The sequence below is a fragment of the Dehalobacter sp. CP genome (genome assembly GCF_047652685.1).
GTDB lineage: Bacteria > Bacillota > Desulfitobacteriia > Desulfitobacteriales > Syntrophobotulaceae > Dehalobacter.
Genome location: NZ_CP157399.1, coordinates 2615830 through 2642117 on the forward strand (window position 1 = coordinate 2615830; position 26288 = coordinate 2642117).

The following is a 26288-nucleotide window of genomic DNA, read 5'->3' on the forward strand; positions in this document are numbered from 1 at the left end:
CCTTATATCTGTGGTGCAAGCGTTCATGATGGTCAGGACTGCGCTGCCTAAGTTTTTATGGTCTTCCCAAAGTCAGGAAGAAGTGTCCTGATGGAAGTGTTGATTTCCTCCCTGTCCATATAGCTGCCACGCTCGCGTATCTTCTGCACCAGTCCTTCAATCGCCTCATGATCAATATGGTTGGGCCTTGCTACGAAAATGCGTTTATGTTTGGTTGCTGTCGTACCTTCTTCCGAAGTCAGAATTTCTTCAAAAAGTTTCTCCCCCGGTCTCACGCCGGTAAACTCAATCTGCATATCTTTGCCCGGTTCAAAACCTGATAAACGGATAAGGTCCTTGGCCAGATCAACGATCTTCACAGGCTTGCCCATATCAAGAATAAAAATTTCTCCGCCTGAGGCCATCGCGCCGGCCTGAATGACCAGTTGGCTTGCTTCGGGGATGGTCATAAAGTAACGGGTCATCCTAGGATCCGTCACCGTTACCGGTCCCCCCGCCATAATCTGCTTTTTAAACGTAGGGATGACGCTTCCGCGGCTTCCGAGAACATTGCCAAAGCGTACGGCGACAAACTTGGTCTCAGATCTCTTATCATAGTCCTGGATGACCATCTCGGCCATCCTTTTAGATGCGCCCATGATGCTGGTGGGATTGACCGCCTTGTCGGTGGAGATCAGCACAAATGTTCTGACTCCGTTTTTGTCTGCCGCTGCAGCAAGGTTGTTCGTGCCCATAACATTATTTTTTAACGCTTCCTCAGGATTTACCTCCATCAGCGGCACATGCTTGTGCGCAGCTGCATGAAAAACCACGTAAGGCTTGTACTTTTCAAAAACAAGGTTAACCTTACCGGCATCCTTAATATCAAAAATTTCCGTCACTATCGGGAAATTCTTCAATTCCTGCTCAATATCAAAAATACAGTTTTCCCCGTGTCCGGCCAGAATAAGCTTTGAGGGAAAAAATTTGACAATCTGCCTGCAAAGCTCCGATCCGATGGAGCCTCCGGCACCGGTCACCACGACAACCTGGTTTTTCAGGTAGCCTGCCACCTCTTCCAAATCCACCGATACCTGTTCGCGCCCGAGAAGGTCTTCGACCTGTACTTCCCTTAAAGAACTCACCGTAATCTTGCCGCTCAGGATGTCGTATACGCCGGGCATAATCTTTAAGGCCGCTCGGGTCTCTTTGCATATTTCCACGATCTCCCTGACAGTCTCTCCATCGGCAGAAGGGATCGCAATGATAATCTCATCAACAGCATAGTTTTCAACAATGCGCCGGATGTCGTCACGGGAACCCAACACCGGAAATCCTTGAACATGAAGATTGATCTTACTTTTGCTGTCGTCAATAAAACCGACGGGTACACCTTCTTGAAAATCTCTTTTCTTGAGTTCCCTTAAAGCAAGAACGCCTGCGTCACCGGCTCCGATAATCAGTACTTTTCGCTGCGATTTGTTGGATACGGCAAAAATAGTATTCTCCTGGCGCATCCTCTGGCTGAACCGGAGTCCGCCGATCAAAACAATCAGCATCAGCCAGAAGTAAACGCTGACCGAATGCGGAAGTCTGAGCGGGGAAATAAAATAGACCGCCATGACTGTGAGCGCCGCACCGACGGTTACAGCGTAAACAATAGAAAGAAGTTCTCTGACACTGGCATATCGCCAAATATTTTTATACAATCCAAAAAAGTGGAACGTCACAATGAGCACGAAGGTTGACACGATCGCGGCATTCAAATAAGTGCCCAAATATTTGACAAACTCCGCCTGCAGATCAGCCTCTTCGGAAAGACGCAGGTAGAAGCTTAAAAAAAGGGCAAGATTAATCAATAAAGCATCGGTAAGCATTAAAAATAAGGTGCGTTTGGGATGTGCCACGTTATCGTTTTCCGACCTTTCAGGACGTAATTCGTTTTCACCGTTTATCAGTTTACTACAGTTTTCCTCATTTTACAATTCAAAAGGGGGACAAAGATCCGTCTCCTTGTCCCCCTCATGCTATATTTTAACCATCTGGTATTTGATCCGGATAATCGCATTGTCACTGATGACGGATTTGCCTCCGAGAACCACCAGTTCCACGTCCGGCGAGATACTTTGAAAATACTTCTCGGTGTCGGAACCGGCTGCAGGCCCTTCCGTCGGAATCAGCAGCAGCGGCGTATCCATATTGGCAGCAAGCGCTGCTCCCGCTAAAGCATCCGGGAAACCCTCCCCGGTCGCCAGGTAGATTTTTTGGGCATCGGGATACAGGGACTGCACGACTGTGAGCGAAGTATTGTAGCGGTTATTACCGGCAAAACGCCGGACTTTATCCGCGGAGAGACCTGCGATGCCAGCGATGCTGCCGGCGACCCCGGACGATACAGCCCCTTCCCCGCCGGCAATATATAACTCAGACGGTTTCAGGGTCTGCAGAAGTTCTGCGGTGGCCTGCGGCAGGCTGTCTTTTGCCGTCAGAAGCAGCGGATATCCTTTGGCCGCGGCAGCTGAAGCAATACCTAAAGCATCCGGGAAGTTTGATCCGGTCGCAACGGCAACTCCGCTGCCTTCAGGAAAATGGGACGCAATGAGCGCTGCGGTCTCATATCTGTCCTGACCCGCTATCCGCTCAAAATCTTCTGTCCAGGAAACAACTTCCTTCAGTCTGTTCTCCACCCCGGATGACAACGCAGTTTCACCGCCAAGAATAATCACTTTCAGCGGTTTCAGAACTGTTAGAGCGTTCTCCACCCTCTGGTCAAGCTGGTCCCTTGAAGTAAGAAGAATGGGCGCATGATTCTGTTTCGCCAGGGATACACCGGCCAAGGCATCCGCAAAAGCATCGGACCTCGCGATGATGACCGTCTCACAGCCGTAAGGCCACCCTTCATAAGCGATTTTTATCGCAGTATCAATCCTGTCCATGCCGGAAATTCTTTTCACAGTTGAGAGTAGTAAATTGTTTTGACTTCTGGAGATCATGGGAAGACCCAGGGTGTAACCGGCATAGTGGATCGGTTCGGGCGTCTTCCAGACAGAATTCTTTGACGGTAGTGTCCCCGCCGGCAGCAGCGACTTCGACACCGGTGTGATACTGACAGGATCAGTCAGGCCCTCATAATAATCGGTGGCAATCAGTTTCAAGATTTTATCCTGGTAGGCCACTCTGCCTGAAGCAGCCGCAGTATTTGGATTATTGACGGTAGACCAGCTGTTATAGGCCCAAATCGCAAAGTACCAGTTTTCCAGTTTTCCGGGGTCACCGTCTCCGATGATCGGCGTCATATTCCACTTGGATTTCAGGACTTCAGCCCCATAGGCAATATTATAGGCAATATCCGTTTTCAGGTGGTTAATCGTCTCCGAATCGGAAGGATCATATACCCCAATCTGCATAATACCGAGGTAAGGCCTGCTGCCTGAGCCCCCCATCACAACATTGCCTGAACTGTTCCATTGACGCCAGCCTGATTCTTTGAACGCAATCGCTTTAAGGATCTCCGCAGGGACTTTTTCCTCCAGGGCCACCTGGTCAAATATCTTGGATATCTCCTCCGGAGTAGGATTCTGGTTTGCTGCCTGAACAAGCAGCGGCCTGGCCGGAATCAGCAGCAAAATACTGAAAAGCACGGTCAGTAATAACCGGATATATTTTTTCGAACGCATTAATTACCTCCTAATCAGAAACACAGAAACCGCTGCTCCTTGCTATCCGTGGCACCGGCAGCTCTTTGCCGTCCGTGGCAACGCTGCACGAGTCTACCCATGGACATCGCGGCATGAGACCAGTCAAATGCTTTGTCATCCTGACGCATTCGACACCAGGCACATCGTATGCCATCTTCGTAGCCGTCACAAAACTTGAAAGAAGTTTAGAGTAAATAAATTCGTCTTAGAGACAGATTTTCCTTCCCCAAAATTTTTCCAAATCGCTGAAAGCCGCATGAACGCTCATAAACAAAATTCCGACAAGAAGTGCTGCTTGCCGGAAAAGGTCAATATTATTCCATCTAATGAATGATGATGCTTGCAAACCCTTCTCATCAAATTGGCTGGTTATGGACGAATTACCAACAGATTTTTGACTAATCTATCATTGATTTATGTTATCAATCACATCTGTCTGAGTAAATATTTTACACGGGTAACCGTATATTCAGAAATAGAAGCTTCCGGGCCGATCACTTTAACATTTGTGGAAGAAGCCATCTTTTTTAGATAATTTTCTGTTGGCCCGTTTGTCGTGAAGCCCTGCGGAGAAATCAGCAATAGACAGGCATTCTTCGTTGCAGCCAGGGCGCCAGCGGCGAGAGGATCTGCAAAATCGAGTCCAGTAGCCATATAAATCTCCTGCGTACTGGGAAAGAACGCTTCCGCAATCATCACCGAAGTCTCATAACGGTTGCTCCCGGCAAAACGAACAATGTTCCCCGCAGACAATCCGGTTGTCTGAGTCAGGGCTGTCACTACTTCAGCAGTAATGACTTTTTCCCCGCCGCCAATATAGATTTTTCCCGGTGAACGTTTGCTTAAGTCCTGTCTGGTAACCTCAGGCAGGCTCCGGGTTGAAGTGAGCAGCAGAGGCATTTCGTTCGCAGCTGCAGCTGTGGCCAGGCTTAACGCATCCGGGAAATCCATACCCGTAGCAATAGCCACGCTGGCATCTTTGGGGAAATCAGCGGCAATCAGTACCGCAGTCTGATAACGATCCGCCCCGGCAATCCGGAAAACATCAGAGGTCCAGGTCAAAACGGCCTTGAGTCTAGTCTCGGCTGATTTGCTGACGGCCTTCTCTCCGCCCAGAATAATCACTTTTGTCGGCTTTAAGGTATTCAACACCTCAATGACACCTTGATCAAGTTGATCCGGGCTCGTAAGCAAAATCGGTGCATTATATTTTTTAGCCAGAGGCACGCCGGCCAGGGCATCAGGAAACGCATCTGAACGGGTAAGGATGACGGTCTGAGCACCACTCGGCCATCCGTTCAAGGCAATTTGATTGACCGTGTCTATCCTGTCCTGACCTGAGATTCTGGTGGTTGTACCAACTGTGCTGGAAGTTAAGTCTCCCAGGGTATACGGTTCAGGTGTATTCCAGCTCTGACTGCTGCTTGGAAGCGTGCCAAGCGGAAGAAGTTCGGCGGGAACCGGCGTAATTTGGACAGGTACGATAAGACCCAGAAAATATGCTGTCGCGGCTTTGCGAATGATCGCGTCCTGATAAGCTACCTCGCCTCTGGCAGCAGCATTATTCGGGTTGTTGTACGCCAACCAGCCATGATAGGCCCAAAGCGCAAAATACCAGTTCTCCAATTTGTTGCGGTCCCCATCACCAATCTTCGGCACCATCTGCCATTTTTGATTCAGCAGATCAGCCCCGCGGGAAATATTATAGTCGATATCATATTTAAGTTTATTAACTTCTTCGGTATCTCCGGGATCATAACTGGTAACCTGCATGATTCCGAGGGCAGGATTCGAGGTACCGTCTGTTCTTCCGGTTACTACTTCACCACTTTGATCGAATTGTCTCCAACCCGATTCACAATAGGCAATTGTTTTTAGCAGCACGCTCGGGATTCCTTTGCTTTTGGAAATCGTCTCAAGCTTCTGAGCAACGACCTCCAGGGAAGGATTCTGGTACGTCTGAATCTCTGCCCCAAATACTCCGGAACTATGGACCGGCAAAAACAATAATACGATCAGCAGAACCGCAAGCGCTCCCGGCTTTCTCTTGAACATCCGTTCCTCTCCCCGTCTTAATCTTTTTAAGACTTAATCTTCTCAATTCCTAGAATTCGCCATCGTTCAGTTAAATCCTGCAATATTCTGCCGGCTATATTGCCGTTTCGCCCGTAATCAGCCAGCTCTGACCAATTTTAATTAGATTCGCCCTGACATGAACCTGATGTTCCTGCTCTTCCCCCAAAGGATACTGCTCGTCCAAGTCGTAATCTCTGGCCGTATAACGGTAAACAGCATTGACTGTCGCCGAAAATTTGTCGGCAGATTCGATTTTCACGTCATCAAAAATGATGTTGCTGACATCCAGTCCGATTCCTCTGGAAATGAACTCTTCTGCCTTCTGGATATGCTTTTCCATCAAGTCTCCAGTGTAAGCATTGGCGATCGCAGTTCTGAACGCAGTCATATCTTTGGCTTTCCAGGCATCAAAGAGCATTCCCAGACCCTGCTTATACTGTGCAATAATTGCTTCCTGTTCTGCCTCAGTCAAGGCGCTTGTACTTTCGTCAGTACTGTTATTTGTGCCGTCATTTGTACCATCAGCTATACCGTCAACAATGCCATTTTCTTCGGCAAACAGGTCCGGAAGAGCATTCTGAACAGCATCACCGCTCTGAACGGTACCTACCTTGGCCGCGTTGTCCTTTTCAGCCGGAGAATTTACTTCCGGGTTCAGAGTCGTTGACCATAAAAAGTGTCCCCCTGCGCCGAGGCACACCCCCAGAACAAATACCAGTACTGTAATCAACCAAAATTTTTTACGCATAAAATCACAATCCCCTCAATAACGGATAGAATGGTAACTATTTCCATTCTATCCGTTCTGCGGGGATTTTAAACATACTTCAGCCTATTTTTATTACAGGATTGTGGACCTATTCTACCTATTCTTCCTTATCCAATCTCTTAAAGATCCAATAAGAATATCCAATTGGAATGATAAGCAGGACTGCAATGACAATCATCACTGTGACGGTCAGAAACTGGGAAGGCAGGAAGCTTGCCGCCATAAAGATCAGTCCGCCAATGACCCAGAGCGGTCCTGCCATCCGGTGCGTTTTGTACCAGACTTGCTCATTGGCCAGCGTCCATGGAGTCTTGATTCCGGCAAAGTAATTATGCTTTAATTTGCCCATATAGTTTCCGATAACCACGAACAAGGCTCCGACTCCCAATTGAATCAGAGAAGGGAAGCTCTCAAAATACCCGAGCGCCGTGCCCAGCGAGCCAAAATGAATCAACATAAAAAACAGCATTATGACAAGCACAATGATGGCATACGGTTTGCTCATCCGGCTATAGTTCTTTTTCTTAGGATCCACTTTGGGAAGGAAAACGAGCAGGATCAGCATAGCTGCCATTATCAGCGGAAACAGAAAAGCTCCCTGAAAAGCACTGCCCCAGCCGTCGATTTCTCCGGCTGCATTCCAGTGCACCGGAACTTTATCCGGGAGACGGGGATAAACAACCAAGCTAACCGCCAAACTTATGAGAACCATCAGACTGCCAAAGATAAGCATTCTGCGCATCCATAATTCTTTATTCTCCGACATTGCACCAGCACCCTTTCTTATGATTCATCTGTCTGTTTATTTATGTGTTATTTATTTGTTTGTTTATCTTTTGATTCTTCTTTTCTGGAAAACAAATCAAACATCATCCGCATGACTTCTTCAAACACAGAGGTATCCAATGCATAGACGATGGTCTGCCCTTTTCTTTCATCTGTAACCAGCCCGGCCTGCTTCAAAATATTCAAATGATGGGAGATGCTTGGTTTGGAGATTTTGAATTGATCTGCTATTTCCCCTGCCGTCATATTTCGTTCTTTCAAAAAGCGGATCATTTCTCTTCGGGTCGGATCAGCCAAAGCTTTAAACGTATCATTATACGGCGACATTTGTGATCCACTTCCTTAATTCAAATAGATATTTAGATGTTTAGACAATCATCTAAGTATCTATTATTATACATGATCTGTCAGCATTGTCAAAGGTTAAAAATCAAAAAAGTTATCCTAATCTCATGGAGGTTTGAGACAGGATAACTTTTTTAGAAGCGCTTCAAATGTTGTTTCAGGCGCCTATCAATTGCTATTCAGAACGTTTCGTGGCAAAAGGAGTTGCCCCGTAAACCTTGGAACTCATATCATCCCGCAGCAGATGCGCGTCCAAATCATGAATCTCGAGATGGAATTGTTCAATTCTTACTTTGTCCTTACTGTCAAAGGCATCAATTCCTCTGTTCAGAAGATTTCTGAGATACACATCAAAGGTTGACGCCTGACTAGAATTGACCTCATTTTCCATTTGCTTTTCCCATAAGGTCTTATGGAAAACAATGTATTTCTTAATATCCTTTTCGTTCATCTGAGGCCCTGCTGTGACACCGTACAGATAACCATCCGTATACTGATGGATGTTCCAGGCGGCTCCGAAGGCAAGAGTCCTGGATGAATCGCTGAGCGCTCCCTCGCCAAAATACTCCTCAAGCGAAGGCGCAATATTCAAAAGACTTAGATCCGGTTCCCTGTACTTTTTGACTTCATTCGTGCTGCTGGCAGAATTGTCTGTGCCGTCAGCCTGATTGGGTGCTGTAACGGTATCTCCTGCAGTCCCTTCTGCAGCCGGTGTTCCCCCGGTATTGGATGAAACCGTACTGTCTTCACCCTGAGCAGTGGTCTGATCAGCATCCGTCTCTCCACCGGCATAATTGACCGGCGGCGTCTGGATAACCACTTGGTCCTCTGGTCCGACTACCTGGCCACGAAATACTTTCCAGGCAGTGGGCCCATAAATTCCGCCAATAATGATTACCCCCGCCAGAACAACAGCCCCTGCAAGAGTTAGGATGCTTTTGCGGCTGAAATTCATCCTTTTTCCTCCTTACTATAGGTATTTTCTGTATAATATTACCAATAGCAAAGAGAAAAGCTTGTCACATTCAGGATATCAAACAGCCTATTTTCTGTGAAAGTACGTTATTTTCCGCCGTTTTTTTCGGGCAGCATCCATTTACCTACCCGGTTAACTGTAATTCTTCTTAATATCATAAAGTTTGTCCAAATTATTGCCTGCTGAAAGCAGGCGGAGCTCCTGACCCTCTTTTTGATACCGGCTGACGATATCAGTCAGATAATCCATCAGGCTTTCGCCAATTTCTTCATGTCTTAACGCAAATTCAATGGTTGCTCTGACAAAACCAAGTTTGTCCCCCACATCATATCTTTTTCCCTCAAAATTGTAGGCATACACGTCCTGAACCTTGCTCAACTGCGCAATCGCATCCGTCAGCTGAATTTCTCCATTTCTTCCCGGAGGCAATTCCGCGAGGATATCAAAAATTTCCGGATTAAGAATATACCGGCCCATGATCGCAAGCGGAATATCAGGCGCTTCCTCCGGGGCCGGCTTTTCAAACATAGTTTCCGCCTTGTACAGTCTCGGGGATATTCTGCTGCCATCAATAATCCCGTATTTGGACACTTCTGCCGGCAGTACTTCCTGTACGCCAATCAGATTGCTGTTATACAGCTCGTAGTACCTGATCATTTGTTTCAGACAAGGCTCATCCGAATAGATCACGTCGTCTCCCAAAAGAACGGCAAACGGCTCATTGCCAATAAATCTTCTGGCACTGTAGACGGCATGACCAAGCCCCAGAGCTTCTTTTTGGCGGACATAATGGATATCTACCATCTCAGCAATATGTTTGACCATATCGAGCAGTTCGGACTTTTCTCCGTTCTTTAGAAATAGTTCAAGTTCTACAGAACGGTCAAAATGATCCTCAATGGCTCTTTTGTTTCTTCCTGTGACAATAATGACATCTTCAATACCGGATTGAACCGCTTCTTCAATGATGTACTGAATGGTCGGTTTGTCAACGATCGGCAGCATTTCTTTGGGTTGAGCTTTGGTCGCAGGAAGAAATCTTGTACCCAATCCAGCCGCGGGTATGACTGCTTTACGAATTTTCTGCAAGATTTTTCCTCCTTTTTTTGTTGTTGCTTTGGTTGTTTTTGAACAATCCGAGTTTAGTATGCCGAATTTATCTAACTTTTATGTTTTTTTCTGAATGGCCGCGCTCCTTTCCCTCCATGGAACCGCGGCATTCGTTCATCCGTGGACGTCAAACGCCTCAAATGATTGACTCAAACGAGGCGTTTTCGATATCCAGAATTTTCTTCAAATTTTTTTATGAAAATAAAGGTTTTTTTAAGAGATTCTATTTTAGTGGGTTTTTCTTTTTTTGCTCGAGCAACGCTGCTTTTTCCAGTACCCGGTCAACAATTCCGTATTCTTTGGCTTCTTCAGCGGACATATAGTAGTCACGGTCCGTATCCTGCTGGACTTTGTCCAAAGGCTGGCCGGTTCTTTCAGCGAGAATCCTGTTCATTTTGTTTTTTGTTTTCAGCAACTGTTTGGCGTGAATTTCAATTTCTGTAGCCTGCCCTGATAAACCTCCCCCGGCAATTAACGGCTGGTGGATCAGAATCTCAGCATTCGGCAGGGCAGTACGCTTTCCTTTCGTGCCGGCGGCAAGCAGGAAGGCACCCATACTGGCGGCCATTCCAATACAAATGGTCTGTACATCAGGCCTGATATACTGCATCGTGTCGTAGATGGCCATCCCGGCAGTAATTGACCCTCCGGGGCTGTTAATATAGAGGAAAACGTCCTTTTCAGGATCTTCTGCTTCCAGGAAAAGCAATTGCGCAACGACAACATTGGCAACGTTATCATCGATTGCTCCGCCCAGGAAGATAATACGGTCTTTGAGGAGCCTAGAATAGATGTCGTAAGAACGTTCACCGCGATTCGTTTGTTCAACTACCATCGGGATAAGATAACTCATATTTATTCCCTCCATCATTGATTGTGAATTTTGATATGTCTCTATTTTATTACAAAGGTCAATAAAGGTCAAATAATTTGGGCAAATTTTGGTCATTTCTTTGCTTATGTTCTATCATTGATTTCTTTCTTATGATGATTTTTTCATATTATTTTGATTAATTACCAATCGTGCGTTTGTCTAAACATCCGAACAGAATACATATCATCTTTCCGGTTAAAATAATCCTAGTACGACGTTCTCAAATTCCCTGCTCAAATCATTCATACAAGCTTGATTACCCTAAATGAGGTCTGGGGGCCACAATTCCAGCGTCAAGCGGAGCATGGAGGCGGAGCGCGGCTTTAACGTCCATGGATGGACTAATGTCGCGGCGCCATGGAGGGCAAGGAGCGACAAGCCACGGATGGCGCAACAGCCGAAAGCGGAATTGTGGCGCACAGGCCAACCCGGGAGTTTAACGCAATCATCTATTTGAGTATTTATTTCGGGAATGTTGTACTAGTATGCTTGAAAAAAAGTACTTGTTATCAATCCCATAATTGTACTGGAGGCTTGAAAGTATGAATCTTTTACCGTTCCATCCAATGCGGAATGCAGATCAATTACGCCGTGAAATCAATAGGCTTTATAGTTTACCGTTTAATCTTTTCGAAGATGAGTTCGCTCCGCGCTTGGCCGTTCCATTTACCGACGTCTATGAAACCGACGAAGAGATCATTGTTTCCTGCGATCTGCCAGGACTGCAGAGAAGAGAAGATGTAAGCATTCAGATTGAAAACAACATGATAACCATCAGCGGCACTTTGAACCGCGAACAGCACGTGATTCAGGAAGATCGCCTACACAAAAAAGAAAGGTATACCGGTCAATTCCGCCGCTCCGTCTCTCTTCCAGCGGCCGTTTCTATTGATAATGTCAGGGCAATTTATAAAAACGGCGTTCTGAATGTATTCCTGCCCAAGACAGACAGCAGGGAGAAAAAGTCTGTACAGATTGACTTTCAGCATTAGAAGATCTCGAAACTGTGGCCCACAGACTAATCATAGGGTCGTTTATGTCTTCCTGCCAGAAAGTCGCTTGTGTGGTTATTCCTATTTGCCAAAAAATAATAAATAAATTTTTGTTGGTTATCGACCATAAACTGTTATAATGTATAAGGATAACTTTCAGCATCTTATGCTTTTAATTGAAGGGAGAATATTCGTGCCTAAAGTAATGATTTTCTCTGCGTCTACAGGACACGGACATAATCAGGCCGCAGACTGTCTGAAAAAGGAGCTTGAAGCTTCAGGCTATTCCGTCCGGATTGTAGAACCCTTAAAAAAAGAAGAAAGCTGGATCATGGAAGCCCTTATCGATGACGGTTATCATATACTCGCAACAAGATTACCGAAAATGTACGGTAAACTATATAAGATTACCTATAATGAGTTCTTAAATAAAAATGTCAAAAGAATTTTAAACAGGGCCATGGATAGTGTCATCGAACAGCTGATTCAGGAGTACAAGCCCGACCTGCTTATTACCACCCATCCTCTTCATGTCGGTGTTGTTTCCTATTTAAAAGCATCCGGACGCTTAAATCTGCCTTTTATTTCACTGGTTACAGATTATATGGCCCATCAGTTTTATGTGAATAGTTTTGTTGATGCCTACATTGTTGGTTCACCTTACACCAAGGATACGCTTACGGAAAAAGGTGTTCCTGAAAACAAAATACACATTTTCGGCATTCCGGTACGTGAAGAATTCCGCCAGCCCCGCCTTGTCAGAAACAATGATGTATTTACACTGCTGATCATGGGCGGGAGCATGGGCATCCCCTATATCAGAAAATGCCTGAAAACGCTTATGGAAAACCCGCATCATCTTCGCATTCTGGTCGTATGCGGAAGCAATCGCAAGCTTTGGACTGATCTTGCTAAAAAGTACGCAGGTACCTTTAACGACAAAGATGTCGTTATTTACGGTTTCACATCGAACATCTATGACCTGATGGACCAGTCCGATGTGATTATCACAAAACCCGGCGGTCTGACTGCCTCGGAAGCGATCAACAAAAATATCCCCATCATTATTCCATTTTTTATTCCGGGACAAGAAGAAGAAAATACCGAGATTCTAGTTAAAGCAGGTGTTGCTGTCAGAACATCAAGGATTTCCGAACTTAATCCCCTGATCGACAGTTTCTGTCTAAATCCCGGTTTGCTTGAAGAAATGCGGGAGAATGCTTCGGACTTGGCCCGACAGCTTTCTCCGGGCAGTATCGTAGGGTTGGCTGATCAGCTGCTGTATGAAAGCCTTCAAGTCAAAGAATATCAGAGAGCGCATCAAAGTTAATATTTCTAAGCAAAAAGCAAGGCGGTGCTGCAAAACTACTAAAGTAGTTGGCGACACCGCCTTCTTAATATTAAAAGACAAAGAAACCAAAGAAGGTAGGGCTACGCAATGTACAACCGCTTTCGGCAGTTGCGCCCTCCATGGCGAGTCGCTCTTTGCCATCCATAGCATCGCGACATTAGGCCATCCGTGGCCGTCAAACTGCCGCGCTGCGCAATCCGTGCTCCGCTTGTCGCTGGATGTACATTGCATAGCCTAGTCTCTGGTCTTATGTAATCGTTTATTTTTAAAGATTAGCCTGTATTCTCCGCAATAAAAATAGGCTGTTGCCCACGAACGATATGCTCGTTTTGCAACAGCGCCTTTTGTCTTCATCCGCGTATTTATTTAAAATCTCTATCTAATTCCTGCTGGAAAGCGGAGTATATTCTCGTCTTGGAACAACGCTCTTATAGGCCGGTCTGACGATTTTCCCATTATTCACGATCTCTTCGATCCGGTGGGCACTCCATCCTGACATTCTGGAGATCGCAAAGATCGGGGTAAACAGTTCCAGCGGAAGTCCCAGCATTTTATAGACAAAACCGGAATAAAAGTCCACATTGGCACTGATGACTTTGCCTGACTTGTTATGGCCCAGGACAATATCCGGAGCAAGTCTTTCCACTCTACAGAATAAATCAAACTCTTCGGCCAGACCTTTCTCCTGAGCGAGCTTCCCGGCATATTCTTTAAGCAGGACTTCCCTCGGATCAGAAATCGAGTAAACCGCATGGCCGATCCCGTAAATAAGACCCGACCTGTCAAAAGCCTGTTTATTCATAATCTTCATCAAATAAGCCTTGATTTCATCCTCATCCTGCCAGTCTGTGACATTTTGTTTAATGTCTTCAAGCATATTGTAGGTTTTAATATTGGCGCCTCCATGCTTGGGACCTTTTAAGGCACCAATAGCAGCAGCCATGACCGAATAAGTGTCCGAACCGGTCGAGGTAATGACATGCGTAACAAAGGTTGAATTATTCCCGCCGCCGTGTTCGGCATGCAGGACCAGGGAAATATCCAGCAGGGCAGCCTCAAGCTTCGTGTATTTGCTGTCCGGTCGGAGCATGTGAAGAATATTTTCCGCTGTGCTGAGATGAGGCAGCGGACTGTGCAGAAACAGGCTCTTGTTTCCATGATAGTGCGCACAGGAGTGATAGCCATACACGGCCAGCAAAGGCATCCAGGCAATCAGTTTCATGCATTGTTTCAGGACATTTTCGATGGAATTGTCATCGGGGTTGTCATCATAGGAATATAGGCTCAGGATGCTCCTGGCCAGCATATTCATGATATCCTTGCCCGGGCTTTTCAGAATAGTACCCCGGACAAAGTCCTCGGGCAGTTTTTGATATGCCGACAGCATCTGTTCAAAGTCCTTCAGCTCAGTGGCGTTCGGAAGATGCCCGAACAGAAGCAAATAGCTCGTTTCTTCAAAACCGTATCTTTCGTCTTTGATAAAGCCATCGACAATGTCATTAATATCGATACCTCTATAGGTTAATCTTCCCGGAACGGGAATCTTTTCTCCTTCGTCTATGATATAGGAGTGCACTTCACCAATCTCGGTCAGACCGACGAGTACACCCTTGCCTTCAAGATCGCGCAAGCCCCTCATTACTTGATATTTACTATATAGCTCAGGATTGATTTTACTGCTGTCTATCGCTTTCTGCGTCAGTTCTTTAAACATTTTTGTTTCAAATTGTTCGAATTGTATGAACTCTGTTTGTTCCATTTCCCTACCTCCTCTGGATCATAAAGAAAGCTCGGCTGGCACCAAGCCTTTTAGCGGCAACATTCACCATTTATTCTTCCTGTCATTATAATTCGTTTTCGCTTTGAAGTAAATGTATTATAATGACTAAGAGCAACCATCCTATTCGCAGACAAGTCTAACAAATCCAGACTATAAATCAAAAATTCTATGATCAAAAACTTATTATAAAATGATTATTTGAGGTCAAGCTTATGAAAAGAAGACTCCTAGTTATCCTCCTCTGCACAGTCGCTGCCGTATTCATTGCGGGCGGTATGATCGCCTACCAATATACCAACCAGATTTCTTCTCAAAATCCTCCGGATCCTTCGCCGCTTCCGGAATCGGAGCCGGCGCCTTCCTATGTGGATATCTCTATCGCTTCCGTCGGCGACATCCTGATTCATAACACGGTCTATATGGCCGCTTACGATTCTTCAACAGGTTTATATGATTTCAGCAGCCAGTTTCAGTATGTTAAATCCTATCTTGAAAATGCCGATATTACCGTGGCCAACCTGGAGACCTCACTGGCCGGGCCTGAACAGGGCTATTCCGGTTATCCCAAATTCAATACCCCCGATTCAATCGTTAATGCTCTGAAGGAATCGGGCGTTGACATTGTTACCGCAGCCAACAACCACCGTTTAGATCAGGATATCACCGGATTCTACCGGACGATCGATGTTGTCAAAAACAAGGGACTGGATATTATCGGTGTCAAGGCTACCGAGAAGGAAACCACCTATGTCATCAAGGACATCAAAGGTGTTAAAGTGGCGTTTGTCAATTTTGGCTACGGCTATCCGCAATATGACGGCAGCCTGAGCATCAATGGTCTTATCCTTCCCGTCAACATGACCGGACTGATGGATACCTTTGACCCGCAGGATTTTGACAGTTCTGCGCAAACCATTAAGGCGAGAATTACTGAAGCAAGACAGGCCGGAGCGGAAATTGTCATTTTATGTATGCACTGGGGAGATGAATATCAGCGACTGCCTAGTACTTTTCAGCAGGACTTGGCCTCCGTACTGGCTGACTGCGGCGCAGATGTGATTTTCGGGGGCCATCCGCATGTGCTCCAGCCCTTCGTATTTTTGGCCACAGACAACAATGGAACTGTTCCGGTTTTTTATTCTCAGGGAAATTTCATCTCAGATCAGCGTCAGGAAACCGTCGATAACATTTATACCGAACAGGGAATCATCGCCAATGTGACGATCAGGGTATATCCAGATCACACCCATCATGTTCTCCAGGCGGACGCCGTTCCTACTTGGGTGAATAAAAAACGCCTGAATAATCAATTGATTTATGAGGTTATACCGGCTAAAGCTGCTCTGGACAATCCGGGACTGTATCCCCTTCTGAAGGATGCAGATCTGGAACGGATCCGGTTCTGCAGGGACACTGTGCAGAAACTAATGCCAGAAGCAGGAAAAGAATTTGAATCCCAATCCAACTGAAATAAAAGGGTTAGAACCGCAAAAATAAACCTATGCGCATATATTCATATGTCCATAGGTTTATTCCTTTATCACTTTGCCTCCCTGGACTTCATAGAATAAAACAAATCAAACATCTTACAAATCAGCCTGCGGGGGGGATCCGGCATGTACGCCTATACATTTAAATATGGTCAGCGTGCAGCATTCTTTGTTGTCATTATTCTGGTACTTATTATTCTTGAAGTGCTGCTTTAGTCCAATATTAACCCAAGTCGACGCTGTGCTAGTATTTTTCCATCGGAACAATGGCTTTGGCAGCTGCTGCTCCGACGAGTGACTTCAGAATATCTCCGACAATAAAGGGTATATAACCCATAAAGAGGACTCCGGCCAGGGTGACTGTCTGTCCGGTCGACCAAAGCCATATGGCCAGGGATATTAACCCCGGAACATAGACAAGGACAAGCTGGGCAAAAAGGATAATGCCGGTCAGCGGCAAAGCTTTACGGTTCTGGGTCCTGGAATCAATCATACCGCCGATAAACAGCGCTGCAAGGATAAAACCGAACACATAACCAATTGTCGGCCCGGCAAGCGCCGCCGCTCCGCCTTTGAAACCCGCAAACCACGGAATTCCTGCCAAACCGCCGACAGCATAGATTGCCATACTGATCCCGCCCCATTTTCTACCCAGCAGCACAGCAGCCAGGATCACCCCAATCTGGGAAGCCACCAAAGGCACGGGAGTAAATGGCAGGTAGATTTTCACCTGAGCAAGCAGGCCGGTCAGGCAGGCCAGACTTACTGCCAGAGCAATTTTGGCAAACGTCGTTGACTGCGTGCGCCATTGGAAATAGGACAAACGTTTTTGACGGTAAACTTCGAGCGTATGCAAATTTTGAATCATCATCATTCCTCCGTTCTGTTCTTTCATGTAATAAACTATATTCTCAGTACTATATCATTAGGACGCTTCGTTTTCAATGCCATTTTCCATGTAAATACTGTATTCATTTTGGGAACCGCGACCGTACTTCTCGTTTAATCGTGTAGGACCACAGAAATTTCTCCCGAAATGATCGCTTTGATCTCCCCGGTCTGCGCCAGCCTTACGACTAGTTCCCCTTTAGGCCCGAGGTCGATTACCTCAGCGGTCTGCACCGGCCCCTCCCTGTTTTCGAGGACCACTTTTCTGCCTATGACTTCGGAACGCTCCCGGCAGATGGTTAAGGTCCTGCCTAAATCAACCGTGCTGAGGTATTCCAGGTAAAGTGGTTCAAATCCATTTAGGATTCCGGCTGTCAGCCTGGTCCTGTCGTGTTCCCTGCCCGTCTCGAGACGTAAAGAAGTCGCTGTGGATTTCAGTTCATCAGGAAAATCCGTTTCAGCGAGGTTCACATTCAGACCGATGCCGATCACCACTACCGGCGTCCGCCTGCTGCTGACCGACATTTCCGTCAGAATCCCTCCGGCCTTCTTTCCGTTCAGGAATAGATCATTTGGCCATTTGATGGTGATTCCTCTTCCAGGGAAAGAAATAGCTGCTTCGTCCACTGCCAGGCATACTGCTGCTGCGCCGGCCAGCGTCAGCTGGGGTATCACATCCGGCGGGAGCTGAGGTTTCAAAATGATTGACATCCAGATCCCCTTGCCTCCCGGTGACTGCCACTTTCGGCCAAAACGTCCCCGACCGGTCGTCTGCTGTTCACTAATGATCACAGTTCCTTCTTCTTCAGCCAAAGCTCTGCGGGCTGCTTCACAGTTGGTGGAGCCCAGCACGTCAAAACAGAGGATCTTTCTTCCCAGAAAAGTTGTCCGGAGATATCGTGTTATTTTTTCAGGGCTGAGAGATTCGTTCATTACTCGGTATAAGCCCCTATCCTACGGTATTTCTGATAACGCCTTTCAAGAACATCGTCGAGTTGTTCCAGCATGGTTCTGAACGGGACCTTTAACAAATGTTCCTTGATCACGGCAGCCATCGCCTCGGGATCATGATGGGCACCGCCCAAAGGCTCCGGCAGAACCTTGTCGATCAGGCCCATTTGCTGCAAATCCTGAGCCGTAATCTTCATGATCCGGGCTGCCTCTTTTGCTCTGGAGGAATCCTTCCAAAGGATACTGGCAAAACCTTCCGGAGACAGTATGGAATAGATCGAATGCTCCAGCATCCAGATCTCGTCTGCGATCGACAAGGCCAACGCCCCGCCGCTGCCTCCTTCTCCCAGAACAATGGAAATAACAGGCGTCCGCAGACTGACCATTTCCATCAGGTTGCGTGCAATCGCTTCCCCCTGGCCCCGTTCCTCCGCTCCGATGCCGGGGTCAGCCCCTGGTGTATCAATAAAGCAAACCACTGGCCGGTGAAATTTTTCCGCCTGCTTCATGAGCCTTAACGCTTTACGGTAACCTTCGGGATTTGTCATCCCGAAATTTCTTTTGACATTTTCTTTGGTATTTCTGCCTTTTTGCTGACCAATGACCGTTATCGGCAGATCGCCCAGTCTGGCGACGCCGCCGACAATGCAGGGGTCATCCCGGTACATCCGGTCGCCATGCAGCTCAATAAAGGAGTGAAAAATTCTCTCGATATAATCGAGCGTGGTGGGTCTTTCCACCAATCGGGACAGGGTCAGCTTATCCATCGCCGTCAAATTTGAGAATGCTTCCTCTTTCATCCTGGTAAGCTTCTCTTCTAATCCCTCAATCTCTGATGAAAAGTCGGCTTGCTTATCTTCAGCAAGCTTCCTTAAATCACTCAGCTTATTATTCAGTTCCGCTAATTCTTTTTCCCGCTCGAGCATAGCCACACTCCGTCTTTTTGCTTAACGCCTGTAATGAAGCTTAATCAGGCGAGACAAGGTTAGTTTGAGGTCCTCTCTGGCCACGATTTTATCAATAAAACCGTGTTCCAGAAGAAATTCTGCTTTCTGAAAACCTTCCGGCAGCTCCTGCCTGATGGTCTGTTGAATGACCCTCTTGCCGGCAAAGCCGATCAGCGCGTCCGGTTCCGCCAAAATGATATCTCCCAGCATCGGGAAGCTGGCCGTGACGCCGCCCGTTGTCGGGTCTGTCAGAACCGCGATATACAGTCCTCCCTGCCGACTGTGTCTGCCAACGGCTGCAGATGTTTTCGCCATCTGCATCAAGGAAAACATTCCTTCCTGCATCCTGGCCCCACCTGAAGCAGTAAAAGCAATGATCGGCATTTTCCTTTCAGCAGCGAATTCAAAGGCCCGGGCCACTTTCTCTCCAACGACCGAACCCATGCTGCCCATCATAAAGTTACTGTCCATCACCGTAATCACAGCATCCTGGCCATAAATCTTGCCATACCCTGTCAGTACAGCTTCCGAAAGGCCCGTCTTCTCCTGGCCAGTGCGGATTTTCTCTGCATAGCCTTCAAAGTCCAGCGGATTGACGCTTTTCATATCCTGATTAATTTCTTTAAATGTACCGGTGTCCATGATCAAGTCGACTCTTTCCCAGGCTCCCATCCTGAAATGGTAGCCGCAGCGGACACAGACCTTGTTATTATTACTGAGATCCTTCGTGTAAACTGTCTCTCCGCAATTCTGGCATTTTGTCCACAGCCCGTTCGGAATGGCAGGCAAAACACTCTTTTCCCCCTGCCCCTCTATCTCCGCCGGTGCCGGCTGACTATTATTCTGTTGTATGGTCAGATAACGCGGTTTCTTAAAAACCCTGTTTAATTTAAACATGAGCACCAACCGTAATCATTTTTTTATGGCTGTCATTACGCTCCATAGTCAAATTCTTTGGCAATGAAGGATGTGTCAATTTCTGCGCTCCTAAATTTAGGGTTATTCAAAATCTGAAACAGGAATTCAATATTTGTGTCAATGCCTTCAATGATAAACTCATCAAGGGCCCTGCGCATTTTACTGATGGCTTCATTCCTGTCCTTGCCATGCGTAATCAGTTTCGCGATCATCGAATCATAGGTCGGCGGGATATCATAGCCGCTGTAGAGTGCGCTGTCCAGTCTTACGCCATTTCCTCCGGGCAAGAGAAGGATATTCACTTTGCCTGGAGACGGCCTGAACCCGAGTGCGGGATTTTCCGCATTGATTCGGCATTCTATGGCATGGCCTTGAATATGCACGTCGTCCTGCCGGATGTTTAGCTGTTCTCCCGAGGCGATTTTCAGTTGTTCCTTCACAATATCAATTCCTGTAACCAGTTCGGTTACAGGATGCTCGACCTGGATACGGGTATTCATTTCCATAAAGTAATAGCCACCGTTGTTGTCAACTAAAAATTCGATGGTCCCGGCGCTCTTATAACCTACCGCTTGAGCAGCGCGGACAGCTGTATCCCCCATTTTTCGCCTGAGCTCGTCACTCAGGACGGTTGAAGGAGCCTCTTCAATGACTTTTTGATTTCTGCGCTGGATTGAACAGTCTCTTTCTCCGAGGTGAATGACATTTCCATAGTGGTCCGCCAGGATCTGAAATTCGATATGTCTCGGCTCCACTAGATATTTCTCCAAATACATTGAATCATCATCAAAGGCAGCCTGGGCTTCTTTCTTGGCCATATCATAAGCCTTTTTCAGTTCATCCCGGCTCCAGACAATCCGGATACCCTTGCCTCCGCCGCCTGCCGATGCCTTCAGCATGACTGGATAACCAATACGCTCCGCAGAAGCCTCTGCCTGTTTAAAATTAGCCAACACACCTTCAATGCCAGGAACGATAGGGACACCCGCCTGGCCCATGATCTGCCGAGCCTTAGCTTTATTTCCCATCATTTCAATCACTTCCGGGTCAGGACCGATAAATGCGATATGGCACGCTTTGCACATCTCGGCAAATTTGCTGTTTTCCGCCAAAAAGCCAAATCCCGGATGAATGGCTTCCGCGCCCGTCAGAACCGTTGCACTGATAATATTCTTGGTATTCAGATAGCTGTCCCTTGCTCTGGCCGGCCCGATACAAACCGTCTCATCAGCAAGATCCACATGCAGGGAGTTCCTGTCGGCTTCCGAATAAACCGCAACTGTTGCAACTCCGATTTCCCGACAGGCCCGAATAATTCGGACCGCTATTTCGCCTCTGTTGGCAATGAGTATTTTTTTGAACAAGTTTTCACCCACCAACTTTATTAACTGATAAAAAACTTAATTTCGGCTTCGGCAGCTTTTTCCCCGTCAACCGTGGCAAGAGCTTTGCCAATACCGGCAGGGCCTTTGATTTTTATAATCTCTACTTCCAGCCTCAGCACATCACCAGGAAATACCTTCCTTCGGAACTTGGCATTATCAATTCCGGTAAAGTAAGCGAGCTTACCCTGATATTTTTCCATTTTTAATAAAGCTACCGCACCGGCCTGAGCCAGCGCTTCAATAATGAGTACACCGGGCATTACCGGTTCTTGCGGAAAATGTCCCTGAAAAAAATACTCATTGATCGTAACATTTTTATAAGCAACAACCCTTTTACCTTCTTCTAGCTCTTCGACTCGGTCCAGAAGAAGGAATGGGTATCGATGCGGAATGATCTCCTGAATCTCTTTGATGTTCAGCATCTTTTACCTCCACAATAGTTCCGCTTGCATCCTTGCCGCTACTTGGTATTAATTTCAAACAGCGGTTGGCCAAATTCGACCATTTGCCCGTCATCAACCAGAATGCTTAAGATTTGCAGGTCTTCTTCAGCTTCAATCTCATTCATCAGCTTCATCGCCTCGACAATACAAAGCGTATCTCCTTTTTTGACTTTGCTACCCGCGCTGACAAAGGGTTTCTCTCCGGGCGACGGTGCCAGGTAAAAGGTTCCAACAATCGGTGCATTAATCGTCTGCGATGCTTCAATTTTAGAACTTGGATGTTCCGGAGCCACAGTCTCTCTTCCGGCTGCAGCTCCGGTCATAAAGCTCTGCACCGGCTGAAACGCAGGCTGAAACATAGGCTGAAGCTTTTCTTTCTTCAAAACAATTTTATAATCCTCTTGCTTAAGCTCAAATTCACTCAGCCCGGATTCATCCACCATTTTTATCAGTTCTTGAATTTCTTTTAAATCCATCACTTTATCCCTCTAACCATTTTTTTAAGATAATGGTAGCATTATGGCCGCCAAACCCAAGCGAATTGGATAGGGCGTAGGTCAAGTCCATGTTACGCCCGCAATTTGGCACATAATCCAGGTCACATTCCTCATCTTTAACCTGATAGCCGATCGTCGGTGGTACAAAGCCCTCCTGCAGTGCTTTGGCGCAGATAATCGCCTCTATAGCTCCTGCCGCACCCAGTAGATGACCAGTCATTGATTTTGTCGAACTCACCGGTATTTGATAAGCTTTTTCTCCAAATATGGCTTTGATCGCTTCCGTCTCAAACTTGTCGTTGTACGGTGTACCTGTTCCATGCGGATTAATATAGGATATTTCGTCCGGACCAATTCCGGCATCAGCTAAGGCAAGCTTCATCGCTCTGGCCGCGCCTTCCCCTCCCGGTGCAGGTGCGGTCATATGGTAGGCATCGCAGGTAGCTCCATAACCAACTACTTCGCCATAGATTCTTGCATTCCTCTTTCTAGCATGCTCCAAGGATTCCAGAACCAAAATACCCGCACCTTCACCAATCACGAACCCGTCCCGCTCCTTATCAAACGGGATGGAAGCCCTGTTGACATCATTGCTGTTGCTCAAAGCGGTCATGGAAGTAAATCCGGCTACCGCCAGAGGCGTAATCGGGGCTTCGGCACCACCGGTAACAATCATATCCGCCTGACCGTCTCTGATCTTCCAGAAAGCTTCACCGATGGAATGCGTTGCTGAAGCGCAGGCTGTGACTATACTGTAGTTAATTCCTTTGGCACCAAGCTTGATCGCAATATTCCCTGAAGCCATATTACTGATCGCCATCGGAATAAAGAAAGGGGAAACCCTGCCGGGCCCTTTCTCGGTCAGTCTGCTGTGCTGTTCTTCGATCGTTAGCAGACCGCCTATCCCCGATCCAACCAAAACACCTAATCTTTCCGGGTCAATCTCGGCTGCTTTCAGACCCGCATCTTCATAAGCGTGTTCTGCCGCCACCACTGCCAGCTGGCAGTAGCGGTCCATCCGTTTGGCTTCTTTCTTGTCCAAAAGCGTTTCAGGATCAAAATTTTTGATCTCGGCACCAATTTTTACTTTATGGTCCGTCGTATCAAAGGCTGTGATCGGACCTATTCCGCATTTTCCCTCTTTGATGCCCTGCCAGAATGTGGCTGCATCGTTGCCAAGCGGAGTAACCGCCCCAATTCCAGTAATAACTACGCGTGTTCTCATATTGTTGGTCTCCTCCTAAAATGCCATTCCGCCGTCAACGCTTATAACCTGGCCGGTAATGTATTCACCGGCGTCTGAAGCTAGAAATAAAACCGTATCGGCGATATTCTCCGGTTTACCAAACCTCTTTAAAGCAATGCTCTCTTTGGTCAGTTCTTTCACTTTATCCGATAATCCTGACGTCATATCTGTCTCAATAAAGCCAGGGGCTACAGCATTCACCGTGATGTTTCTGCTGCCGATTTCCTTGGCCAGGGATTTAGTAAGTCCAATAACACCGGCTTTGGCCGCTGCATAATTAACCTGCCCTGCATTTCCGAGAATTCCAACAACAGAAGTGATATTGACGATCCTGCCGCTTCTTTGTTTGACCATGATAGGAACGGCATGCCGGGTACAATTGAACACCCCTTTAAGGTCTACTTCTACGACTCGGTCAAAATCGTCTTCCGACATCCTCATGAGTAAACCGTCCCGGGTTATCCCTGCGTTATTGACCAGAATATCAATGGTTCCAAATTCTGCTTTGGCCATCGCAATCAATTGTTCCGCTTCACTGAATACACTGACGTCCGCTTTCAGAACTAAGGCCCGCCCTCCAAGGTTTTCAATTTCCTGAGCAAGCTTTAACCCTTCCTGCTCGCTGCTTACATAATTCACCGCGATATTCGCGCCTTGTTCAGCAAGCTTTAAAGCGATGGCTCTGCCAATACCCCTGCTGGCACCTGTAACAACTGCTGTTTTCCCCTTTAGCATATCCTGCCTCCTCCTGAAATCCAATATTGATAGAAACCGTGACCTGTACCCTAGATTTCAAGTACGTTCTTAATCATTAAAGTATTTCACCACAGCTTCGAGAGATGCCGGGTCTTCGACATTCAGAACCTTCACGTTCTTATCAATCTTTCTCGCAAAGCCTTTTAAGACACTTCCAGGTCCCAGCTCAACAAAGGTATCTACGCCGTCGGCGAGCATTTTTCTGAAGGACATCTCCCAAAGGACGGAACGCATGACTTGTTGCGGCAATAGTTCCTTGACCGCCGACTTATCCGCCATATAATCTGCAGTGACATTTGAAATCACCGGAATCCGGGGATCAGAAAATTCAATGCCTGCCAGCTCGTCAGCCAATTTCCGGGCCGCCGGTTCGAGCAAGCCCGTATGAAACGGTCCGCTGACTTCAAGCGGGATCACCCTTTTGGCCCCGAGCTCCATAGCCCTGGCCGACGCGGCTTCCAAGGCCTTGTTTTCCCCGGATATCACAACTTGACCTGGGCAGTTATAATTGGCAATCCGTACAATCCCGAGGCTTTCAGCCGCAAGACAAGCCTTCTCGACCCCGGATGTTTCCAAACCGAGGACTGCAGCCATTCCTCCAACACCCTGAGACACAGCCTCCTGCATATACCTGCCCCTGTTCCGGACTAGTTTCACAGCCGCCTCAAATGGCAATACACCGCTCAAGACCAAGGCAGAATATTCACCCAGACTGAATCCGGCTGTCAGATCAGGATTGATCCCCTGATCCATTAACGCCCTTGCGGCTGCCACACTGACTGTAAGAATGGCGGGCTGCGTATGTTCGGTTTTATCCAGTTCCTCTTTGGGGCCGTTAAAACACAGGCCACTCAGCGAATATCCGAGCTCCTGATCCGCCAGGTCAAAAACTGCCCGCGAAACATCGTTATGCTGATAAAGTTCTTTGCCCATGCCAACATACTGTGAACCCTGGCCCGCAAAAATAAACGCTGTCTTTCTATCCATTCTTTCCGTATCCTCCAATAATCATCCGATAATCATCCAAATGGGACAAAGGGATGGTTCTTTTGTCCCCCGCACGTATCCCTCTAGAGGATAATACTGTCAAGCTTAATAGCTTTCAGACGTTCCTCTGCCTGAGCAAACATTTCTTCAATAATCTCTTTACAAGTCTGTTCTTTTTTAATCAGACCTGCGATTTGCCCGGCCATTACCGATCCGTAATCCGTATCTCCCTCTTTGACAGCCTTGCGCAGCGCACCGGCGCCAAGCGTCTCATACTGCTCCAGAGGTGCCCCCGTCCTTTCCAGCTCTTCAAACTGCCGGGTAAGTTTATTTCTGAGGACTCTGACCGGATGACCTGTTGGCCTGCCTGTAACGACTGAATCGATATCTTTAGCTTTCAGGATTCTATCCTTATAGTTTTGATGCACGGTGCATTCTTCGGCAGTTAGGAACCTAGTGCCAACTTGGACGCCGCTTGCACCCAACATAAAAGCTGCGGCAATCCCTCTGCCGTCGCCGATTCCCCCGGCAGCAATCACCGGGATATTTACAGCGTCAATCACCTGAGGAAGCAAGGCCATGGTCGTCAGTTCGCCGACATGTCCGCCAGACTCTCCGCCTTCCGCCACAACGGCATCTGCCCCTTCCTTCTCCATCCTGCGGGCCAGTGCAACAGAAGGAACTACGGGAATGACCGTAATGCCGTTTTCTTTCCACATTTTAATATATTTCCCGGGACTTCCGGCGCCTGTTGTCACTACTTTTACCCCTTCTTCACAGACGAGACGGGCAATGGCTTCGGCATTTTCACTTAACAGCATGATATTTACGCCAAAAGGCTTGTCTGTTAGAGCTTTGGCCTTCCTAATCTCTTCTTTGACATATTCGACAGGTGCGTTGGCCGCCGCAATGATACCGATTCCGCCGGCGTTCGATACGGCCGAAGCAAGTGAGCTGTCCGAAATCCAGGCCATACCGCCTTGAATCAGCGGGTATTTTACGCCCAGTTTATGAAAAAAACCAAAGTTATTCATGCCATTCTCT

25 protein-coding genes are annotated in these 26288 nt (G+C 47.1%); 3 read left to right on the top strand and 22 right to left on the bottom strand.

All coding sequences use genetic code 11. From position 1 onward, the window contains the following. Positions 1 to 47: 47 nt before the first annotated feature. The 10 genes from AAH944_RS13010 to clpP form a co-directional block, all read right to left on the bottom strand. Entirely contained in the window at positions 48 to 1886 is a 1839-nt protein-coding gene (locus AAH944_RS13010; protein ID WP_415535225.1) for a polysaccharide biosynthesis protein, read from the bottom strand. Between the two features lie 120 nt (positions 1887 to 2006). Beyond that, positions 2007 to 3656 (bottom strand): cell wall-binding repeat-containing protein, encoded by a 1650-nt coding sequence (locus AAH944_RS13015; RefSeq protein ID WP_415535226.1) that lies wholly within the window; start codon positions 3654 to 3656, stop codon positions 2007 to 2009. 14 nt (positions 3657 to 3670) lie between these two features. Beyond that, positions 3671 to 3805 carry a hypothetical protein gene (locus AAH944_RS13020; RefSeq protein WP_415535227.1) on the bottom strand — a complete coding sequence of 45 codons (135 nt, stop codon included), beginning with the start codon at positions 3803 to 3805 and terminating at the stop codon, positions 3671 to 3673. Between the two features lie 298 nt (positions 3806 to 4103). Then, the gene (locus AAH944_RS13025) at positions 4104 to 5732 is read right to left on the bottom strand and encodes a cell wall-binding repeat-containing protein (RefSeq protein WP_415535228.1); all 1629 of its coding nucleotides are present in this window, start codon (positions 5730 to 5732) and stop codon (positions 4104 to 4106) included. 94 nt (positions 5733 to 5826) lie between these two features. Next, positions 5827 to 6501, bottom strand: coding sequence for a hypothetical protein (locus AAH944_RS13030; RefSeq protein ID WP_368293260.1), 675 nt, complete (start codon positions 6499 to 6501; stop codon positions 5827 to 5829). Between the two features lie 118 nt (positions 6502 to 6619). Next, the gene (locus AAH944_RS13035; protein ID WP_368293261.1) at positions 6620 to 7288 is read right to left on the bottom strand and encodes an SdpI family protein; all 669 of its coding nucleotides are present in this window, start codon (positions 7286 to 7288) and stop codon (positions 6620 to 6622) included. 47 nt (positions 7289 to 7335) lie between these two features. Beyond that, complete coding sequence (locus tag AAH944_RS13040; protein ID WP_368293262.1) at positions 7336 to 7635, bottom strand: autorepressor SdpR family transcription factor; 300 nt, start codon at positions 7633 to 7635, stop codon at positions 7336 to 7338. Between the two features lie 193 nt (positions 7636 to 7828). Further along, positions 7829 to 8608 carry a hypothetical protein gene (locus AAH944_RS13045; RefSeq protein WP_368293263.1) on the bottom strand — a complete coding sequence of 260 codons (780 nt, stop codon included), beginning with the start codon at positions 8606 to 8608 and terminating at the stop codon, positions 7829 to 7831. Positions 8609 to 8761: 153 nt separating this feature from the next. Next, entirely contained in the window at positions 8762 to 9718 is a 957-nt protein-coding gene (gene galU, locus AAH944_RS13050; RefSeq protein WP_368293264.1) for a UTP--glucose-1-phosphate uridylyltransferase GalU, read from the bottom strand. Positions 9719 to 9962: 244 nt separating this feature from the next. After that, positions 9963 to 10592: an ATP-dependent Clp endopeptidase proteolytic subunit ClpP gene (gene clpP, locus AAH944_RS13055; protein ID WP_415535229.1), complete on the bottom strand. Its 630-nt coding sequence runs from the start codon at positions 10590 to 10592 to the stop codon at positions 9963 to 9965. Positions 10593 to 11155: 563 nt separating this feature from the next. Between clpP and AAH944_RS13060 the strand changes: the two genes are divergently transcribed. After that, positions 11156 to 11605, top strand: coding sequence for an Hsp20/alpha crystallin family protein (locus AAH944_RS13060; protein WP_415535230.1), 450 nt, complete (start codon positions 11156 to 11158; stop codon positions 11603 to 11605). Positions 11606 to 11798: 193 nt separating this feature from the next. Further along, a complete protein-coding gene (locus AAH944_RS13065; RefSeq protein ID WP_415535231.1) occupies positions 11799 to 12935 on the top strand; it encodes an MGDG synthase family glycosyltransferase in 1137 nt (378 codons plus the stop codon). A 400-nt stretch (positions 12936 to 13335) separates the two neighbouring features. Here the strand turns inward: AAH944_RS13065 and AAH944_RS13070 are convergent, their stop codons facing one another. Continuing rightward, positions 13336 to 14715 carry a citrate/2-methylcitrate synthase gene (locus tag AAH944_RS13070; protein WP_415535232.1) on the bottom strand — a complete coding sequence of 460 codons (1380 nt, stop codon included), beginning with the start codon at positions 14713 to 14715 and terminating at the stop codon, positions 13336 to 13338. Positions 14716 to 14948: 233 nt separating this feature from the next. On the opposite strand from AAH944_RS13070, the gene AAH944_RS13075 reads away from it, so the two are divergent. Further along, positions 14949 to 16205: a CapA family protein gene (locus AAH944_RS13075; protein ID WP_415535233.1), complete on the top strand. Its 1257-nt coding sequence runs from the start codon at positions 14949 to 14951 to the stop codon at positions 16203 to 16205. A 265-nt stretch (positions 16206 to 16470) separates the two neighbouring features. On the opposite strand, the gene AAH944_RS13080 is transcribed toward AAH944_RS13075, so the two are convergent. The 11 genes from AAH944_RS13080 to fabK all read right to left on the bottom strand — a co-directional run bounded on the left by AAH944_RS13080 (position 16471) and on the right by fabK (position 26278). Next, positions 16471 to 17094, bottom strand: coding sequence for a biotin transporter BioY (locus AAH944_RS13080; RefSeq protein WP_415535234.1), 624 nt, complete (start codon positions 17092 to 17094; stop codon positions 16471 to 16473). Positions 17095 to 17228: 134 nt separating this feature from the next. Then, positions 17229 to 18047 (bottom strand): biotin--[acetyl-CoA-carboxylase] ligase, encoded by an 819-nt coding sequence (locus tag AAH944_RS13085; protein ID WP_415535235.1) that lies wholly within the window; start codon positions 18045 to 18047, stop codon positions 17229 to 17231. Further along, positions 18047 to 18991, bottom strand: coding sequence for an acetyl-CoA carboxylase carboxyltransferase subunit alpha (locus AAH944_RS13090; protein WP_415535236.1), 945 nt, complete (start codon positions 18989 to 18991; stop codon positions 18047 to 18049). Before AAH944_RS13090 ends, AAH944_RS13085 begins: the two co-directional genes overlap by 1 nt. Before the next feature lie 21 nt (positions 18992 to 19012). Continuing rightward, complete coding sequence (gene accD / locus AAH944_RS13095; protein ID WP_415535237.1) at positions 19013 to 19909, bottom strand: acetyl-CoA carboxylase, carboxyltransferase subunit beta; 897 nt, start codon at positions 19907 to 19909, stop codon at positions 19013 to 19015. A 35-nt stretch (positions 19910 to 19944) separates the two neighbouring features. Next, on the bottom strand, positions 19945 to 21294 hold the full coding sequence (locus tag AAH944_RS13100) for an acetyl-CoA carboxylase biotin carboxylase subunit (protein WP_415535238.1): 1350 nt from the start codon (positions 21292 to 21294) through the stop codon (positions 19945 to 19947). A gap of 20 nt (positions 21295 to 21314) precedes the next feature. Then, the gene (gene fabZ / locus AAH944_RS13105) at positions 21315 to 21737 is read right to left on the bottom strand and encodes a 3-hydroxyacyl-ACP dehydratase FabZ (RefSeq protein ID WP_015044749.1); all 423 of its coding nucleotides are present in this window, start codon (positions 21735 to 21737) and stop codon (positions 21315 to 21317) included. Between the two features lie 38 nt (positions 21738 to 21775). Next, a complete protein-coding gene (accB, locus tag AAH944_RS13110) occupies positions 21776 to 22234 on the bottom strand; it encodes an acetyl-CoA carboxylase biotin carboxyl carrier protein (RefSeq protein ID WP_415535239.1) in 459 nt (152 codons plus the stop codon). 4 nt (positions 22235 to 22238) lie between these two features. After that, complete coding sequence (fabF, locus tag AAH944_RS13115) at positions 22239 to 23480, bottom strand: beta-ketoacyl-ACP synthase II (RefSeq protein ID WP_415535240.1); 1242 nt, start codon at positions 23478 to 23480, stop codon at positions 22239 to 22241. A 15-nt stretch (positions 23481 to 23495) separates the two neighbouring features. Further along, the gene (gene fabG, locus AAH944_RS13120) at positions 23496 to 24236 is read right to left on the bottom strand and encodes a 3-oxoacyl-[acyl-carrier-protein] reductase (protein ID WP_415535241.1); all 741 of its coding nucleotides are present in this window, start codon (positions 24234 to 24236) and stop codon (positions 23496 to 23498) included. Positions 24237 to 24305: 69 nt separating this feature from the next. Continuing rightward, positions 24306 to 25244: an ACP S-malonyltransferase gene (fabD, locus tag AAH944_RS13125; RefSeq protein ID WP_415535242.1), complete on the bottom strand. Its 939-nt coding sequence runs from the start codon at positions 25242 to 25244 to the stop codon at positions 24306 to 24308. A gap of 83 nt (positions 25245 to 25327) precedes the next feature. Next, on the bottom strand, positions 25328 to 26278 hold the full coding sequence (gene fabK, locus AAH944_RS13130; protein ID WP_415535243.1) for an enoyl-[acyl-carrier-protein] reductase FabK: 951 nt from the start codon (positions 26276 to 26278) through the stop codon (positions 25328 to 25330). Positions 26279 to 26288: the final 10 nt, after the last annotated feature.